General features: G+C 72.5%; 11 protein-coding genes. 6 read left to right on the top strand and 5 right to left on the bottom strand.

Going from position 1 to position 17,296, the window contains the following annotated elements:
• Window position 1 precedes the first annotated feature (1 nt).
• Together QSK21_RS17335 and QSK21_RS17330 are read left to right on the top strand one after the other, a co-directional pair.
• Entirely contained in the window at window positions 2-1,225 is a 1,224-nt protein-coding gene (locus tag QSK21_RS17335) for an ABC transporter substrate-binding protein (RefSeq protein ID WP_285696983.1), read from the top strand.
• Window positions 1,226-1,322: 97 nt separating this feature from the next.
• Window positions 1,323-2,372, top strand: coding sequence for an LLM class flavin-dependent oxidoreductase (locus QSK21_RS17330; protein ID WP_285696981.1), 1,050 nt, complete (start codon window positions 1,323-1,325; stop codon window positions 2,370-2,372).
• 94 nt (window positions 2,373-2,466) lie between these two features.
• Here QSK21_RS17330 and qcrB read toward each other — a convergent pair whose 3' ends face one another.
• Window positions 2,467-3,786 (bottom strand): cytochrome bc1 complex cytochrome b subunit, encoded by a 1,320-nt coding sequence (gene qcrB, locus QSK21_RS17325; RefSeq protein ID WP_285696980.1) that lies wholly within the window; start codon window positions 3,784-3,786, stop codon window positions 2,467-2,469.
• A 185-nt stretch (window positions 3,787-3,971) separates the two neighbouring features.
• Window positions 3,972-4,481, bottom strand: coding sequence for a GNAT family N-acetyltransferase (locus QSK21_RS17320; protein WP_285696979.1), 510 nt, complete (start codon window positions 4,479-4,481; stop codon window positions 3,972-3,974).
• 59 nt (window positions 4,482-4,540) lie between these two features.
• On the opposite strand from QSK21_RS17320, the gene QSK21_RS17315 reads away from it, so the two are divergent.
• Window positions 4,541-5,143, top strand: coding sequence for a TetR/AcrR family transcriptional regulator (locus QSK21_RS17315; RefSeq protein WP_285696977.1), 603 nt, complete (start codon window positions 4,541-4,543; stop codon window positions 5,141-5,143).
• A 317-nt stretch (window positions 5,144-5,460) separates the two neighbouring features.
• On the opposite strand, the gene QSK21_RS17310 is transcribed toward QSK21_RS17315, so the two are convergent.
• A complete protein-coding gene (locus tag QSK21_RS17310; protein ID WP_285696975.1) occupies window positions 5,461-8,580 on the bottom strand; it encodes an AfsR/SARP family transcriptional regulator in 3,120 nt (1,039 codons plus the stop codon).
• A gap of 251 nt (window positions 8,581-8,831) precedes the next feature.
• Here QSK21_RS17310 and QSK21_RS17305 point away from each other — a divergent pair, with 251 nt between their 5' ends.
• Genes QSK21_RS17305 through QSK21_RS17295 form a run of 3 tightly spaced genes read left to right on the top strand, consistent with a single transcriptional unit; the run spans window position 8,832 to window position 11,598 of the window.
• Window positions 8,832-10,055: a hypothetical protein gene (locus QSK21_RS17305; protein ID WP_285696973.1), complete on the top strand. Its 1,224-nt coding sequence runs from the start codon at window positions 8,832-8,834 to the stop codon at window positions 10,053-10,055.
• Entirely contained in the window at window positions 10,052-10,672 is a 621-nt protein-coding gene (locus QSK21_RS17300) for a hypothetical protein (protein ID WP_285696972.1), read from the top strand. The genes QSK21_RS17305 and QSK21_RS17300 overlap by 4 nt, the downstream gene beginning before the upstream one ends.
• On the top strand, window positions 10,669-11,598 hold the full coding sequence (locus QSK21_RS17295; protein WP_285696970.1) for a carbohydrate kinase family protein: 930 nt from the start codon (window positions 10,669-10,671) through the stop codon (window positions 11,596-11,598). Before QSK21_RS17300 ends, QSK21_RS17295 begins: the two co-directional genes overlap by 4 nt.
• A gap of 17 nt (window positions 11,599-11,615) precedes the next feature.
• Here the strand turns inward: QSK21_RS17295 and QSK21_RS17290 are convergent, their stop codons facing one another.
• Both QSK21_RS17290 and QSK21_RS17285 read right to left on the bottom strand, forming a co-directional pair.
• Window positions 11,616-13,733, bottom strand: a complete 2,118-nt coding sequence (locus tag QSK21_RS17290) for an ATP-binding protein (protein ID WP_285696968.1) — start codon at window positions 13,731-13,733, stop codon at window positions 11,616-11,618.
• A 164-nt stretch (window positions 13,734-13,897) separates the two neighbouring features.
• Complete coding sequence (locus tag QSK21_RS17285) at window positions 13,898-17,113, bottom strand: AfsR/SARP family transcriptional regulator (protein WP_285696967.1); 3,216 nt, start codon at window positions 17,111-17,113, stop codon at window positions 13,898-13,900.
• Between the last annotated feature and the right edge of the window lie 183 nt (window positions 17,114-17,296).

The following is a 17,296-nucleotide window of genomic DNA, read 5'->3' as shown; positions in this document are numbered from 1 at the left end:
CGTGATCTTCAACAGGCAGAGAGTGACCATGGACGGACCTCCCGGCGGGCGCCGGCGGCTGCCGGTGGTGGCCGCGGCGGCCGCGGTCACCGCGGCCCTGGCCGCCGGATGCAGCGACTCCTCCAACGCCGCCCGCACCTCGCTGCCGCAGATCCCGGCGCAGCAGGTCATCGGCGCCACCGAGGGGCGGCTGAACCTGGTCGCCTGGACGGGGTACGCCGAGGACGGCAGCACCGACCCGAAGGTCGACTGGGTGACCCCGTTCGAGCGGGCCACCGGCTGCAAGGTGACGACCAAGGTGGCCGACACCTCCGACTCGATGGTGGCGCTGATGAAGACGGGCCGCTACGACGGCGTGTCGGCGTCCGGCGACGCCAGCGTCCGCCTCATCTACGGCGGTGACGTGGCGCCGGTGAACACCTCCCTGCTCAGCAACTATCCCGACATCGCCGACTTCCTGAAGGAGCAGCCGTACAACTCCGTCGGCGGTCAGATGTACGGCGTCCCGCACGGTTACGGCGCCAACTACCTGATGTACCGCAAGGACAAGCTGCCGCGCCCGCCGACGTCGTGGGACGTCGTGTTCGAGCGGAACTCCCCCGCGGCGGGGAACATCACGGCCTACGACTCGCCGATCTACATCGCCGACGCCGCGCTGTACCTCAGGACGCACCGCCCCGATCTCAAGATCACCGACCCGTACGAGCTGACCGAGGAGCAGTTCGACGCGGCCGTCGACCTGCTGCGCCAGATGCGCACCAACATCGGGCAGTACTGGCACAGCTACGCCGACTCGGTGCAGTCCTTCAAGATCGGGGACAGCCATGCCGGCACCACCTGGCAGGTGATCGCCTCGCTGGCCAAGGCCGAGGGCGCGCCCGTCGAGACGGTGCTGCCCGCCGAGGGCGCCACCGGCTGGTCCGACACGTGGATGATCTCGTCCCGGGCACGCCATCCGAACTGCATGTACCGGTGGATGAACTGGATCACCACGCCGAGGGTGCAGGCCCAGGTCGCCCAGTGGTTCGGCCAGGCCGCCGCGAACCCCAAGGCGTGCCGGTACACCGAGAAGGGGTTCTGCGCTGAGTACAAGGTGGGCGACGCCGCCTTCTACAAGAAGATCGCCTTCTGGAAGACGCCCGTGACCGCATGTGGCGATTCCCGTGGCGACAACTGCGTGGACTACTCACGCTGGACTCAGGCCTGGGCTGAAATCAAGGGATAAAGCAGGAAGGGGCCGCCCAGCCAGACCGCAGCACATCCGATCTCCCACATCCCCCAACCGTGTGCGAAGGCGCACACACCACAAGGAGACGTTTCTCGTGAAGTTCAGCTATGCCATGCTTCCCGACTACCCCGTCGCGGACTCGCTGGCCTCCATCAAGCTCGCCGACGAGCTCGGGTTCTACGCGGTGTACGCGGCCGACGAGCCGTGGCACAAGGACCTGTGGCTGCTGTTCGCGGCGGCCGCCGCGAACACCTCCCAGATCCGTCTCGGCCCGTCGGTGTCGGCGGTCACCCTGCGCGAGCCCTCACTGATCGCGCAGGCCGCCGCCACGCTGGACGAGCTCACCGGCGGCCGCGCCGAGGTGGTCCTGGGCTCCGGCAACTTCGGGGTGCTGGCCCAGTACAAGATCGACTGGGCGAAGACCAAGCCGCTCACCCGGGTGAAGGAGGCCACCGCGGTCGTCCGCACCCTGCTGGACGAGGGCGCCATCACCCGCGACGGCGAGTTCTACTCCTACGAGGGCCTGTTCACCTTCGCCCGTCCCGTCCAGGAGCACCTGCCCGTCAAGATCGGCGCGATGCGCGGGCCGAAGTCGTTCGAGGCGGCCGGTGAGCTGTCGGACGGCGTCCACCACGCGCTCAGCTACTCGCGCAACGCGTACGAGTACGCGGTCGAGCACTTCAAGGCCGGCGCCGAGCGCGCGGGAAAGGACTGGCGGTCGCTCGACATCGGCGCCTGGGTGGTCTTCGCCGTCGGACCGGACTCGGCCGCGGCCAAGGAGGCGGCCCGGAGCATGGTCGGCCTGTACGCCTCGGCGATGCCGGCCGAGCAGCTTGAGCGCAACGGCGTGAACCCGGCGGACATGACCCCGATCATCGAGGCCATCGGCGCCGGCGACCTGGCCAAGGCCATCGAGCTGACCACCCCGGAGATCACCGAGAAGCTCTCCCTCGCGGGCACCCCCGAGGAGGTCCGCGCCAAGATCGAGAGCGATATCGCGCCCACCGGCGTCAACCACATGATCTGCGCCATCACGGACGCGGGCCTGGTCAAGCAGTTCACCGGCCGCGACCTCAGCGGCGTCCCGGACGTCGACGGCCAGCTCCGCCTGATCCACGACGAGCTGATGCCCGCCTTCAAGTAAGGCGTCCAACCCCGCTGACGGCGTAAGGGCCGGGCACACCCTCGGGTGCCCGGCCCTTCTGCTTCCTCCAATGTTCCTCCGGTGCGCGGCCTCGTCAGTTGCGCGCGAGCTCACGCGGGGCCTCGACCGGGGCGTGAATCTCGCCGTACGCGCCGTCCGCGCTCATCACGATCCGGCCGGTCTCGTAGCCGTGCCGGCTCTCCTCCCACTCGCGGGCGGTGAGCGCGAGGCAGATCCAGCGGGTGAGCACGAACGCCAGCACCGGCCCGGCGAGGACCGCGACACGGAAGAACCAGGTCACGGCGAACAGCGACAGGTGGAAGGTGTGGGCGATCTGGTCGTTGGCCGCGGCGGCCCACAGCAGCCCGTAGAAGGCGATCCCCGCGGCGCCCAGCCCGGTGCGGACGGCGTGGTCGCGCGGCCGGTCCAGCAGGTGGTGCAACCGATGGTCGCCGGTGAACCGCCGTTCGATCCACGGGTAGGCGGCCAGGACGGTGAAGAACGCGCCGGGGACGATGAGAGCGGGCACCAGCACCGCGAAGGTGACGGGATGTCCCGCGACGGTGACCTCCCAGCCCGGCATGATCCGTATCGCCCCGTCGAGGAACCCCATGTACCAGCCGGGGACCGCCCCCGAGGTGATCGCCCCGGGCTCGAAGGGCCCGTACAGCCAGATCGGGTTGATCTGGGCGACGGTGCCCAGCAGCGCCAGCACCCCGCACACGTACAGCAGGATCGCCGCCGAACGAAGACGCCCGAGGCGCCGGCCGGCGGGGCGTGAGTCCTGGAAGCGGGTGTGCCCGAAGCGCCCGACCAGCCTGCGGCGCAGCAGGCACAGCCCCGCGATGGCCACGGGGATCGGCAGGAGGTGCGCCCAGTACATGCGCGGGATGATGTCGTCCCCGGGAATGTCGGAGCCGAACAACAGGTACGCCACGCCCGTGCCGATGACCGGGATGGACTGGGTGACGCCCTGGATGAGGCCGAGGCTGCCGCCCGACAGCATGTCGTCGGGCAGGACGGTCCCGGTCACGCCCGCGGCCAGCGCCAGGATCAGCAGGCCGACCCACACCAGCCAGTTCAGGTGGCGCGGGCGGCGGAACGCCCCGGTGAAGAACATCCGCAGAAGCTGGCAGCAGATGGCCGCCGGGAAGATCAGCGCGGCCCAGTGGTGGATCTGCCGCATGAGCATCCCGCCGCGCACCTCGAAGCCGATCTCCAGGGTGGAGTCGTAGGCCCTGCTGACCTCCACCCCGCGCAGCGAGCCGTACGGGCCGTCATAGGTGGTCCGCGACAGGTCGGGTTCGTAGAAGAACGTCAGGAACGCCCCGGTGACCAGCAGCACGATGAACGAATGGACGGCGATCTGCGCGAACAGAAAGCTCCAATGATCGCTTTCGGTGCGCCGGATCACGCGACCGAGCGGGCCGCCGCTCTCGGTCCCCGGTCTCTTTCCCGTCCTCATGTCACGCCCCCCTTCGGACTGCCCCTCTCACACATCAAGACCGGGCAGAACGGGGCGTTGTGACACTGCGGCCACGTGACAAGCGCCACTGCGGCGCGCGGAGATCGCTAAGGGCTCCCCGTCAGAGCGCCCCGTCAGAGGGGACGGGACCAGTTCTGGCCCACCAGGTCCTTGCCGAAGCTGTGGTGGGGCTCCTCGTCCACGAGCTGGAAGCCGTGCGCCTGGTAGATGCGGCGGGCCGAGACCAGGACGTCATTCGTCCACAGGGTGATGTCCCGGTAGCCGGCCTCCTTGGCGTAGTTCAGGCACTCTTCGACCAGGCGCGAGCCGATGCCGTTGCCGCGGGCGGACGGGTCGACCAGCAGGAGGCGGAGCTTGGCCGTCTTCCCGTCCTCCTCGCCGGCGGGCACGCAGAAGACACACCCCACCCGGCGGCCGTCGAGTTCGGCGATCCAGGCGGCCCGCCGCTCGTCGCCCCCTTCGCCGGCGTAGTCGGCGACGATCCGCCCCACCAGGGCCTCGAAGTCGGTGTTCCATCCGTACTCGGTGGCGTAGAGCTCACCGTGGGCCATGACCACCCAGCCGAGGTCCCCCGGCTCGCCCAGCCGCCGCAGCGTGGCCTGTGTCCTCTCGGTCGTCCGCATCGCGCATCCTCCTCCGCCACTGAAACACTCGTTTCAGTACGGCTGTTAGGGTAACACCCATGTCCAGCGATGAGCCCGTCCCTTCGGCACGCCAGACCGAGCTGCTCGAACGCGCCTACCGCTACGCGTTGGAGCACGGCCTGTCGGAGCTGTCCCTGCGGCCCCTGGCCACGGCGATCGGTTCCAGCCCGCGCGTGCTGCTCTATCTGTTCGGCAGCAAGGACGGCCTCGTCCGTGCCCTCCTGGCACGCGCCCGCAGGGACGAGCTGGCCCTGCTCGACCGCCTCCGCGACCTGACCGGAGAGGAGGCGATCGGGCTGGCGATGGCCGCCGAGGAGGTGTGGTCCTGGCTGGCGGCCCCCGAGCACCGGTCGTTGCTCGCCCTGTGGGTCGAGGGCTACAGCCGCTCGCTCCTGGACGCGCACGGCCCCTGGGGCGGGTTCGCCTCCGAGACGGTGAACGACTGGCTGGCGGTCCTGGCGCGAACCCAGCGGCCCGAGGAGCGCGACACCGACACCGCCCTGCACCACCGCACGCTCGTCCTGGCCGTGCTCCGCGGAGCGATGCTCGACCTCCTGGCCACCGGCGACACGGAACGCACCACCGCCGCCGTCCGCGCCCAGCTCGCCGCCCTCCCCCGCGACCCCAGCCGCCAGGTCTGAACTTCGCGCGCACGAAAAGAGGGCCGGGCGACTCGTCCACCCGGCCCTGAGATCTCTGCCACCGGAGACCCTTATGGCAGGAGGTTCATGCCTGGACAGCTTCCATCACGCTGGCGGCGGCCAGCATGAACATTCCGGTGATCAGAGCGATATGAAGCAATTTATCTTTCACGGGACTCCTTCTCAAGAGAAGTTGAACAAATCGCCCATTACCGAAATGGCGGGGCGAACACCAAAGACGCTATCAGGCGATCATGGTGCCGCGCCGGGATCTTGGCGAAGAGGTGCGAAGTTCGTGAGGCGAATCGGATTCGCGTTCACGATCCCGCCGCGTCCGGCGGGTCGGCGAGGCGTTGACGTAGCGCCTCCGCCTCGGGGACGCCGAGTGATTCGTACAGCTCAAGGGCCTGTCCGAAGGCCGCCTCGGCCTCGGCGGGGCCGTGGAGGCGGGCGATGGCCTCACCCATGCTTTCCAGTACGCGCGCCTCTTGGAACGTGTCACCTATTGACCGTGCAATTACCAGCGCCTCGTCGAAAAGGCTCAGCGCCTGACCGTGCCGTCCGGCCCGATGATGGACCTCACCGATGCCCCGCAGCGCCCAGCTCTGCTCGTACTTCTCGGAGATCTCCCGGGCGAGCCGCAAGGCTTTCTGATGGTGGATGAACGCCTCGCCGTCCCGTCCCATCTGGGCATAGCAGGCGCCGATCCCGTTGAGCGAGTCGGTTTCACCCCGCCTGTCGCCAATTTCGGTATAAATAGCGATCGCTCGGCGATACTGGGTGATGGCCTCGGCCGGGCGTTGCGTCCTGCTGTAGATGGTCGCGATGTTGTTGCACCAGACGGCCTGGTGCTGGCGGCTGAGCTCGCCGATCTCCGCGACCTGCTCGTAGTGCCGGAGCGCCACGTCGTACAGCCCGAGCCTGTACTCGATCTCCGCGGCGTTGTTGAGGGCCATCTGACGGCCGCGGACGTCGCCCGCCTCCTCGGTCAGCGTCAGGGACAGGGCCATGCGCTCCATCGCCTCGGGATAGCGGCCGAGATGGTAGAGCACGATGCCCAGGTGGCTGAGGAGATGGGCCTCGCCCGAACGGTCGCCCGCCTCCCGCCGGAGGACGAGCGCCTGCTCGTAGTACCCGACGGCGACGTCGAACTCCGAGCGGGTGTAGTGAATCCTGCCGTGCAGGTCCAGGGACTCGGCGGCCAGGGCGTCGTCGCCGACCGCGCGGGAGGTGTGCAGGGCCTCCGTCGCCGCCGCCAGGGCGTCCTCGTAACGGCCCGTCCTCCAGCGGACGTGGCCCAGGTCCAGCAGGGCGCGGGCCAGGGATCTCCGATCGCCGACCCGCCGCCATGCCTCCACCGCGGTGGTGTGCAGCCGCACGGCGTCCGACCAGCGCCCGGTGTCCTCCAGGAAGCGCTCCAGTGCCCTGGCCAGCAGGCCCGCACGCCGGGGGCGGCCCTCGTCGGCGGCGAAGCGCGCCACGCCGATCAGGTTCTCCAGTTCGGCCTCGAACCAGGACCGCGCGTCCTCCTCGCTGTCCAGGGAGAATCCGTCCATGCCGGGTGAACGGACCTCGACCGGAGGGCGCGAGGACCACGGGAACAGGATCCGGTCGGCACGGTCGGCGGTGGCCAGGCAGTGGTCGATCAACCGGTCCAAAGCCACGTCCCGGTCGAGGGACGGTTCCCGTCCGGCGAGGTCCCGCGCGTACTCGCGCAGAAGGTCGTGGAACCGGTAGCGGCCGGGGCTCGGCTCGATGATCAGACTGTGGTCGTGCAGGAGCTCCAGGCACGCCTCGGCCCCGGATCGTTCGCCGCCCAACATCACGGCCAGGGCGTCCGCCGTCACCTCGGCGCCGGGATACAGCCCCAGCAGCAGGAACGCCTGCCGCGCGGCGGCGTCCAGTCCCTCGACCGACAGCCGGAACGCCGCCGCGACCTCACGGTTCTCGGCCCGCAGCCGCTCCAGCCTGCGCCCTTCGCCGAGCGACTCCGCCAGGTCCACGGCGGTCCAGCTCTCGCGGTGCCTCAGGCGAAGGCCGACCATCTGCAACGCGAGCGGCAGGTGACCGCACAGCCTGGTGACCGTGTCGACGCCGGGGGCGCCCGGTGTCACCCTCGGCCCGGCGACCCTGGCCAGGAGAAGCGCGGAGTCCTCAGGGGGCAGCGGGTGCAGCGTGAGCGGCCGGACGGCGTCCAGGCCGACCAGCCGGCGTCGGCCGGTGACCACGACCAGGCATCCGGGCGCGCCGGGCAGCAGCGGCCTGACCTGGTCGGTGTCCAGCGCGTCGTCCAGCACCAGCAGCAGCCGGCGCCGCGAGGTCTCGGTGCGCCACAGCGCGGACCTGCCGTCGAGATCGTTCGGTATCAGGTGTTGCGGCACGCGCAGGGAACGCAGCAGCCGGTCGAGCGCGGCGATGGGCTCCATCGGCTCCTGGCCGGGATCGTGCGCGCGCAGATGGAGGAAGATCTGGCCGTCCGGGTGCTCGGGGGCGAGGCGCCGGGCCAGCCGGACGGCCAGCGTCGTCTTCCCCACGCCCGGCATGCCGGAGATGGCCACGACGGTGACGGCGTCCGACCTCTCCGCGGCGAGGCGCATCAGCTCGCCGAACTCGGCCTCGCGTCCGGTGAAGGTGTGGGTGTCGGGCGGCAGGTCGCTGGGCGGTGACCGCCGTTCGGGCGGGCGCGGCGGCGCCATGAGCGCGGGGTCGTCGTTGAGGATCCGCCGGTGCAGCTCCCGTAGCTCCTGTCCCGGCATGGTGCCGATGGACTCGTCCAGCAGCCGGCGGAACCGGTCGTAGGCCCGCAGCGCCTCGGCGGACCGGCCCGTCCGGTGCAGGGCGAGCATCAGCAGCTCGGCGAGCTTCTCGTCGTGCGGGAACTGGACGAGCAGGTCGTTCAGCTCGGTGGTGAGGTCGGGACGGTTCTCCAGCTCCAGTTCGAGCTCCAGGCGTTCCCGGGTGGCGGCGAGCAGCTCGTCCCGGATGCTCTGGCGGCGCTGCTCGGCCCAGGTCCCGTCCACCCCGTCGAGCGGTTCGCCACGCCACAGGGCGGTGGCGTCGCGCAGCAGCCGCAGCGCGTACTCCCGGTCGCCGGTCTCTGCCATGGAGCGGGCCTGGCTCCGCAGGTCGCGGAAGAGGTGGTAGTCGATCCGCGACCGGTCGACCTCCAGGACGTAGCCGCCGGAACGGCTCTCCAGCCGCACGTCGCCCAGGTCGGCCAAGCGGCCCCGGAGGCGGGTCATGTGCGGGTAGAGCCGGTCCCTGGCGCGGTCGGGCGGGTCTCCGTCCCAGACCCGCTGGATCAGCGCCTCCGTCGCGACCGGCTTGCCGGGTGACATCAGGAGGATCGCCAGGAGCCGCCGTTCCCGCGCGTACCCCAGGGGCCGGCGGCGCTCGCCCGCCCACATCTCCAGCGGGCCGAGGATGCGGAACTCCATCCACTCCCCCTGGTGACGGGAGGGGCCCTTGACACGCAGATCATCTCAGCGTCAAAGGGTGATTTCCAGAGCATGCCCGGCGTTATCGCCCCAAATTCGGAGAATTTCCCGGGGCCACGTTCACCACCTGCGCCGACACCGCAAGGAGGACCGCAAGGGATGCCGCAAGGTCGGTCGCCGATGCTCCTGACGGGGTCGCGTTTCGGACAGTCAACTCCTGCAAGGCCAAAGGGGGCACGAAAGGGATGTCCGTGAGCGAATGGCGCCGGGGGCCGATCGGCCCGGAGGCCGATCGATGGGCCACCCGGCGGACATGCAAGAGCGTGCTGGTGGTCGTGCACACCGTGACCTCGGGGCAGCGGCTGCTGGACGCCGTCGGCGTACTGGAGAACGATCTCCGGATCCAGGTGTACTTCACCCAGGCGCCCGACGAGTTCGGTTCGGGGGTGCCGGAGTTCCTCAGCGGGCTCGGGGCGGCGCGGATGCCCTGGGACCAGGCCACAAGCACCACCTTCGACCTCGCGATCGCGGCGAGCCACGGCGGGGTGCACCGGGTGCGCGCGCCCCTGATCGTGATGCCGCACGGCGCGGGGCACGGCAAGCTGGTGAGCCGCCGTGCCGGGCGCGCCGCCGGTGCGCGTCTGGTGTACGGGCTGGACGCGCAGCGCCTCGTCCACGACGGCGCGCTCGTCCCGGCGGCGCTGGTGCTGGCGCACCGGGACGACCGCCGGGAGCTGGCCCGGTCGTGCCCGGAGGCGCTCGCGGTGGCGTCGGTCGTGGGCGACCCGTGCCACGACCGGCTGCGCGCCAGCCTCGACCGGCGCCCCCTCTACAAGATGGCGCTCGGGGTGGGCGACGGGCGCAAGCTCGTGGTGGTCGCCTCGACCTGGGGGCCGCGGTCGCTGCTGGGCAGCCGCCCGGACCTGTGGCCGCGGCTGCTCTCCGAACTCCCCGAAGAGGAGTTCCAGGTGGTGACGCTCCTGCACCCGAACGCCTGGCACGGCCACGGCGAGTTCCAGGTGCGGTCGTGGCTGGCCGACTGCCTGCGGCGGGGCCTGAGCCTGGTGCCGCCCGAGGCGGACTGGCGGGCCGTGCTGGCGGCGGCCGACTGGGTCATCGGAGACCACGGGTCAGTAACTACTTATGCGGCGGTGACCGGGGCGCCCGTGCTGTTAGGCGGGTTCCCGGGCTCGGAGGTCAACCCCGACTCGGCGCAGGCGCTGCTGGGCGCGGTGGCGCCGCGCGTCTCCGGCCGTGGCTCGCTGCGGCGGCAACTGCTCCGGGCCGCGGACGGGTTCACGCCGGAGCGGTACCGGGCCGTGGTGGAGCGGATCACCTCCGAGCCCGGCCGGTTCGACCGCAACCTGCAACGGCTGATCTACCGGCTGCTGCGGCTGCGGCGTCCCGCGGCGGTGCCGGGCCCGCGTCCCGTCCCGCCGCCCTTCCTGGTGAGCCGGGCGGGTGGTGGACGATGACCGGCGCGCTGGTGTCCACGCGGCTGTTCCGGATCGACCGGTCGCTCGCGCTCACCAGGGAGGGGACGCGGCACCCCGACGGACGGCCGGCCGCCGTCCTGGTGATCCCGCGCGGCGGGCCGCTGCGCGAACCGCGGCTGATGGTGCTCGGCGACGGGCCGGTCCGCGGCGGCGCGCCGGGGCCGCTGGACTTCGCGGACGTCCATGTGACCGCCGTCCACAGGACGCACGCGGCGGAGGTCGCGGACGTGCTGGTGGACGGGCTCCCCGGGCCGCCGGGACGGCTCGCCGCGCTGCTGGAGCGCTATCCCGGCTGCCATGTCGCGGCGGGCGCGGCTCCGTGCGGCCACACGGCCGCGGTGCGGGACGCGGGCGCGTCCGGGACCGGGTTCCGCCTGTTCACCCTGTCCTGCGGGGAGGGGGTCCGTGGTCCGTGGGCGGCGATCGCGGGCTCGTTCCTGTACGGCTGGGCGGCGGCGGGCCTCGCGACGGGCGAGCTGTGCCGTTCGGTGCTCATCATCGGCGGGCTGGGCGTGCCGGAACGCGGCGGAACGGGGAAGCTGCTCGTCTCCGGCGGCGTCCAGGTGCGAGCGGCGAACCAGGAGGCCGCGTCATGAGCCCCACGGTGCTGGTCGCGGGCGTGGTCAGCCTCTACATCTCCGTCAACGTGCGCGGCTTCCCCGTCACCTACGAGCCCTCGGCCAAGCCGGGATGGGCGCGCAGCGGGACGGCCGGGGTGGCGTCGCACATCGCCCGCGTCCACCGCGCCCTCGGCAACGACGTGCGCCTGTGCACGCTGGTCGGGCGGGACACCGCGGGCGAGGCGATCCGGGCGGAGCTCAGGCGGGACGGGCTGAGCGGTCCGGGCGTCGTCGAGTCGCCGTCGTCCTCGCTCGGCGTGGTGCTGGTGGATCCGTCCGGGCGGCGGATGGGGATGCCGCATCTCACGGCGCTGGACCGGGTGGAGTATCCCTTCGAGGTGCTGCGCGAGCAGGCCCGTGGAGCGGACCTGCTGGTGCTGACCAACGCCAAGTTCGTCCGGCCGCTGCTGCCCCGGGCGGACACGCTGGGGATCCCGATCGCGGTGGACGTCCACCTGATCGACGATCCCGCCGGCGAGTACAACCGTCCCTGGCTGGAACGGGCGCGGATCGTGTTCTGCAGCCACGAGCGGCTGGGCGATCCACGTGCCTGGGTGGCGGACCTGCTGCGCCGCTACCCGCGGTGCGAGGTGGCGGGCGTCGGCATGGGCGCGCGGGGCGCGCTGGCCGGGCTCCGCGACGGCCGGCTCGTCGAGGTGCCGGCGGTCGCGCCCGCCGGGGTCGTCAACACCTCGGGGGCGGGCGACGCGCTGTTCGCGACGTTCCTGGACGGCTGGTGCCGGCACGGCGACGCGGGCGCGGCGCTGCGGGACGGCGTGCTCCACGCGGGCTGGAAGGTCGGCCACCGGCTGCCGGCCTCGGTGTCGCTGACCCGTGCCGAGCTGGCCGCGCTGCGCGCCGCCGCGGCCCCGCCCGTCACCTGGGGACGCTGGGACGGCTGATCCGGTCGCGTCTCCGGTCACGGGCCGCCGAGGTCGGCGAGCCGCCGGTCGAGGATCCTGGTCGGCGCGCCCGCGCCGGCCAGGATCGACCGGGCCTGCTCGTAACGCTCGCGGGCCTCGGCGACCCGGTCCCGCTGGAGCGCGAGATCGCCGAGGACGTGCAGCGCGTCCGCCTCGCCGATGGCCGATCCGATCGCCCGCATCCCCTCCAGCCCGCGGACGACCAGGTCCTCGGCGGTGGCCGGGTCCGCGCGTGAGGCGTGTGCCTGGCCGAGGAGCACGAGCACGCGGGCCTGGTTGTAGGCGTCGTCCCCGGTTCCCGACAGCAACCGCTCGGCCTCGCCCAGGTCCCGGACGGCCGCGTCCGCACGGCCGTCCCTGATGAGCGCGGCGCCCAGGTCGCACAGGGTGAGGGCCACATGCCGGTCGTCCCCGGCGGCCCGGTACTCCTCCAGGGCGGCGCCGAACTCGGCGACCGCCCCGGCCATGTCACCGCGGTCGAACGCGAGCAGGCCGAGGCGGCGCCGCGTACCGGCGGCACGGGACCGCTCGCCCAGCCGCCGCCATAAGGCGAGCGCCTCCCGGAGATCGTCGGCCGCCGCGTCCGGGCGGCCCAGCGCGCGCAGGGCCAGGCCGGTCCGGTTGAGCATCTTGGCCTCGGCGTACCGATCCCCCAGCGCGCGGGCCGCGGCCAGGCCGACCCGGTCGAAGTCGAGCCTTTCGGCGTGCTGGCCCCGGTGCAGGAACAGCGGCCAGGCCGCGTCCACCAGCAGGTACGCCGCACGGTCGAGGCCGGATTCACGGGCGCGCCTGGCCACCGCCCTGACCGTGGGGAACTCCTGCTCAAGCCAGTCCAGCGCCCCGGCGGCGTCGGCGAACTCGGGCGGCCCCGGCGGCGCGTCCGGAGGGCCGGGAAGCCTCCGGTACGGGGCGGCGGCGTCATTGGCCGCGAGCACGGCCGCGAGCGTCCACTCGACCAGCCGGCGGACCGCGTCGGCGCGCGCGTCCGGCGGGTCGTGCTCGCGTACGGTGTCCATGGCGTGCAGCCGGGCGAGAGCGTGCAGCCGGTAGCGGTCGCCCGGTAGGTGTTCGAGCAGGTTGGCGGCGTCGAGGACGCCGAGGAGGTCACGCGCGTCCGGCAGCGGTTCCCCGGACAGGGCCGCCGCCATGCGGGCGTCGAACGCCGTGCCGGGGAAGAGCCCGAGCGACCGGTAGAGCCGCCCCGCCCTGTCCGGCAGGCCGCGGTAGGACAGCTCCAGGGCCGCTCTGATCGTCATCTCGTCCCCCGCGTCCGGGACCGCCAGCGCCGAGAGCCGCCGCCGCTCGTCGGCGAGGTCGCGCACCAGGTCGTCCAGGGACCAGCCGGGACGGGCGGCCAGCCGGGCCGCCGCCACGCTCAGCGCCAGCGGCGACCGGGCGCACAGCTCCACCAGCTCGCCCGCCTTCTCACGGTGGCGCCCGACGCGTTCGCTGCCCAGCGCGGTTCCCAGCAGGTCGAGCGCCGCGCCCTCGCCCAGCGGGCCGAGCCGCACCACGCCCGCGCCGCGCATCATCAGCCCGGCCAGCCGCCACCGGCTCGTCACCACGGCGGCGGCCCCCGGCCCGCCGGGCAGCAGCGGCACGACCTGTGCCGCCGAGTACGCGTCGTCCAGGACGACCAGCAGCCGCCTCCCCGCCACCAGCGACCGGAACAGCGCGGCGCGCTCCCCCAGGCCCGCGGGCACGTGCTCGCCGGGGATGCCGAGCGAACGGATGAAACGCCCCAGCACCTCGGCCGGGGGCGCGGGTTCCGTGCCCGCATGGCCGTGCAGGTCGGCATAGAGCTGGCCGTCGGGAAAGTCTTCGAGACGGCCGCGCGCCCAGTGCAGGACGAGGGCGGTCTTCCCGATCCCGGCCTGTCCGGTCACGACCACCAGCCCATGCCCGGACACCATCCGGTCCAGCGCCGCCAGCGCCTCTTGGCGATTTACCAGAATGCCGGGACGGGGCAGTTGCCGTGGAATCGGCAGGGGAATCCCACCGCCATGGACATGGACATCGCCGCGCACGTCCCGGGCCTGGAAAACCGGCCCTGCGGTCGTGCCGCCCATCTCGTTGACATGCCCGCGGGCGCCGCCGCCCGGATTCCAGCTCATCCACACCCTTGCTCGCCGCCCCTACGAGGCCAACATCCTGGCGGATCGGGGCGGCGATTTCCGCATGTTTCCCAGGATCTTTACCCGGCCTGAAACCCGTCGTCAAGAGAGAATCCCGGACAATGCAGCAAGCGCATTCACAGCGCGCATTTACCGGAATACGGTCAGAGGGCGATGGTGCCGGCCTCGTTCAGGCAGGTCTCCGGGGCGAGGGTGGCACCCGCGTTCAGAGTGGTCTCCATGGCGGCGGCGGCCATGGCCTCCCGGAGCCGCGACTCGGTACGGGCGATGTCGGACCGTTCGGCCGGGCCCGGTGTCAGGCCGGACGTGCGGCGGACGGCCATGGCGGCACCCAGGAAGCGGGCGGAGCACTCAGGATGCCCGGCGATGCTCAGCACGCTGGCCAAACCCTCAAGGGAGAACGCCATGTCGCGGGGTGCCTCCAGTTGGAGGGCGACGGACAGGGCACGGCGGTGCAGATCGACGGAGCGCTCCAGGTCGCCGCGCAGCTCGGCCGCGTGCCCAAGCCCCACGTAGAGCAGCGGAAGGAAGAGGGGCGGCTGGGCGCCGTCCTCCTCCCGCACGGTCTCCAGCAGAGCCTTCAGCCGGGACTCCGCCTCATCCGGGTCGCCCTCGTAACGGGCGACGAAGCCCTGGACGATCTCGGTGAAGACCTGGGCCGGCGAGTGGGGCGCGCTCTGCACCTGCTCGCAGTAGGTGCGGGCCTCGGCGAACCGGCCCCGCTGCAAGGCGATCCAGCCCAGCCATGCCTGCCGCATCGCGACGTCCGGCCACAGGTGCAGTTCCTCGGCCATGCGAAGGCCGTCCCGCTGCAGCGCGTCGGCACGTTCGTAGTCACCGGTCAGCTCGGCGTAGGCGGCGAGCCACTCGGCCGCCTGGAGCTGGCCCCAGCGGTCACCGAGCTTGCCGAACAGCCGCGCGGCGCGCTCGCCCTCGCGTTCCAGGGCGGCGGGCTCGCCGCGCGCGTGCGCGTGCCGCGCCCTCAGGATCAGCGTGGCGGCCTCGCCCCACAGGTCGCCGTGCTCGTGGAACGTCTCCAGCGCCACGTCGGCGAGCCGCTCGCCGGCGTTGAGGTCCTCCAGGTCCCCGCCGACGAACGCCAGGAACCACTGGGCGCGGGCCCGGTGGAACGGGGCGGTCTGGTCCAGGACGGCCAGCGCCTCGGCGCGCCGCGCGTGCCAGTCGGCGTCTCCCAGGAGGATCCCGAACCCGGCCCGCCACGCCTTCGCGCGGGCGAGCGCGGCCGGGACGCCGCCGATGGTCATGGCCGCGTCCAGGGACCGTACGGCCTCCGACAGGCGTCGCCTCAGGAACCAGTACCAGGTGAGCGCATTGGCGAGGCGCAGACCGTCCGGGCCGTCCAGCGCGACGCGGAAGTTGGCGGCCTCGCTGTCCAGCAGCCGGAGGTAGTAATCCTGGTCGCGGCCGAACAGGTACGGCTCGGCGCGCTCGGCCAGCTCGACGTAGTACCGGTGGTGGCGCTCCAGCGTCTCCTCGCGCTCGCCCGCCTCCGCCAGCCGGTCGGCGCAGTAGGCGGCGACCGGCTCCGGCATCCGGTAGCGCGGCCCCCCGGGCTCGTCGGTCATCACCACCAGGGACCTGTCGACCAGCTTCACCAGCAGGTCGAGCACGTCGAAGACGGGGATGTCGTCGCCCGCGCACACCGCCTCGGCGGCCTCCAGCGTGCAGCCGCCGGCATGCGCGGACAGGCGGCGCAGCACGGCGCGCTCCGGCTCGGACAGCAGCTCCCAGCTCCACTCGATCACCGCGGTGAGGGTGCGCTGCCACCGCGGGGCGCCGCGATGCCCGGTGGCCGGCAGCCTGAACCGGTCGTCCAGCCGCGACACCAGCCCGTGCACCCCCAGCGACCGGACGCGGGTGGCGGCCAGCTCCAGGGCGAGCGGAATCCCGTCAAGGCGGCGGCAGAGCGCGGCGACCGCGGCGGCGGAATCGTCGTCCAGCCGGAAGTCCCGCGCCGCCGCCGCGGCCCTCGCCACGAACAGCCGGACCGCGCTTGAACGTTCCAGCCCGGCCGGATCGGGACCGGGCCGCCCCGACCCCTCGGACGGGACGGGGTCCGGGACGTCCAGCGGCGGCACGTTCCACACCACCTCGCCCGCCAGCCCCAGCGGCTCCCGGCTCGTCGCCAGCACGCGCAGGCCGGGGACGTCGTCGAGCAGCCGCCGCACCAGCCCGGCGACCTGATCGACGACATGCTCGCAGTTGTCCAGGACGAGCAGGAACGGCCGTCCGCCGACCGCCTCGGCGACCCGCCGGTGCGGCGGGTCCTGCGTCCTTTGGTCGCGTATGTCCAGGACCCTCAGGACGCCGTCGACGAGCTCGTCGGCCGTGGCGGACCGGTCGAAGGCGGCCAGCTCCACCATCCACACGTCCGCCGCGTCCGGGACGTCCGACGCCGCCTCGACCGCGAGCCGGGTCTTGCCGACGCCCCCCGGACCGGTGAGCGTGACCAGCCGGTCCGAGCCCAGGCGCGCGCGGACCTCGGCGACGGCGTCGTCCCGGCCGATCAGCTCGGATGCCGGCTTGGGCAGGTTCGTGCGGGGACGGTCGGCGGGCGCGGCGACGGCGACGTGCGCGGGCGCTGGCACGTCCAGCTCCGGGGCCTGGACGAGGATCGACTGGTGCAGCGCGACCAGTTCGGCGCCCGGGTCCAGACCCAGCTCGTCCGACAGCAGCGTGCGCAGCCGCTCGTAGCTCTCCAGCGCCTCGCTCCGCCGTCCCGAACGGTAGAGGGCGCGCATGTGCGTGGCGCGCAGCCGTTCCCGGAGCGGGTGGTCGGCGAGCAGCGCGCCCAGCTCTGCGGCCAGGGCGCCATGCTCGCCCAGTTCCAGCCGCAGCTCCGCGTGATCTTCCAGGGTGGTGAGGCGCAGCTCCTCAAGGCGGGCGATCGCGGCACGGGTGAACGGCTCGTCGGCGAGGTCGGCCAGCGCCGCGCCCCGCCACATCTCCAGCGCCTCGGCGAGCAGCTCCGCGCGGGCGAGCTGGTCCATCGCCGTACGGGCCTGCGCGGTGACGGCCTGGAAGCGATGCGCGTCCACACGCTCGGGGTCGACGTCCAGCGCGTAGCCGGCGGGACCGGTGGCGACCAGCGAGCGGGCGCCGGGCTCGGCGTCCTCCAGCACGCGGCGTAGCTGCGACACCTTCGCCGACAGCGCGGCGGGCGGGTCGCCGGGCGGCTCGTCCCCCCACAGGTCGTCGATCAGCCGGTCGGCGGGCACCGGCCGCCCCTCGTTGAGCAGCAGGTCGGCCAGGAGGGCACGCACCTTCAGCCCGGGCACCGCCACGGGCTCGCCAGCGTCGGTCCACACCGCCAGCGGACCCAGCACCCCGAAGAGCATCCACGCACGATAGCCGCCCGCCACCGCAACGGGAAAGCGAATCGGGACCGCCCGGGAAACAGCGGCGAATACACCGGAAGGTCCCCGTAAAGAATCCGCAAGCGCCGGGACGCTCGCCGACCCTCGACGAGGGGACCGGTTCCCCCCTCCGGGACGTCCGGGGGCAAGCACTCCTTACACCAC

It is taken from the genome of Actinomadura sp. NBRC 104412 (assembly GCF_030269515.1).
Classification (GTDB): Bacteria; Actinomycetota; Actinomycetes; order Streptosporangiales; family Streptosporangiaceae; genus Spirillospora.
Note: the sequence above shows the minus strand (reverse complement) of the source record. Positions and strands in the feature narration are given on the sequence as shown.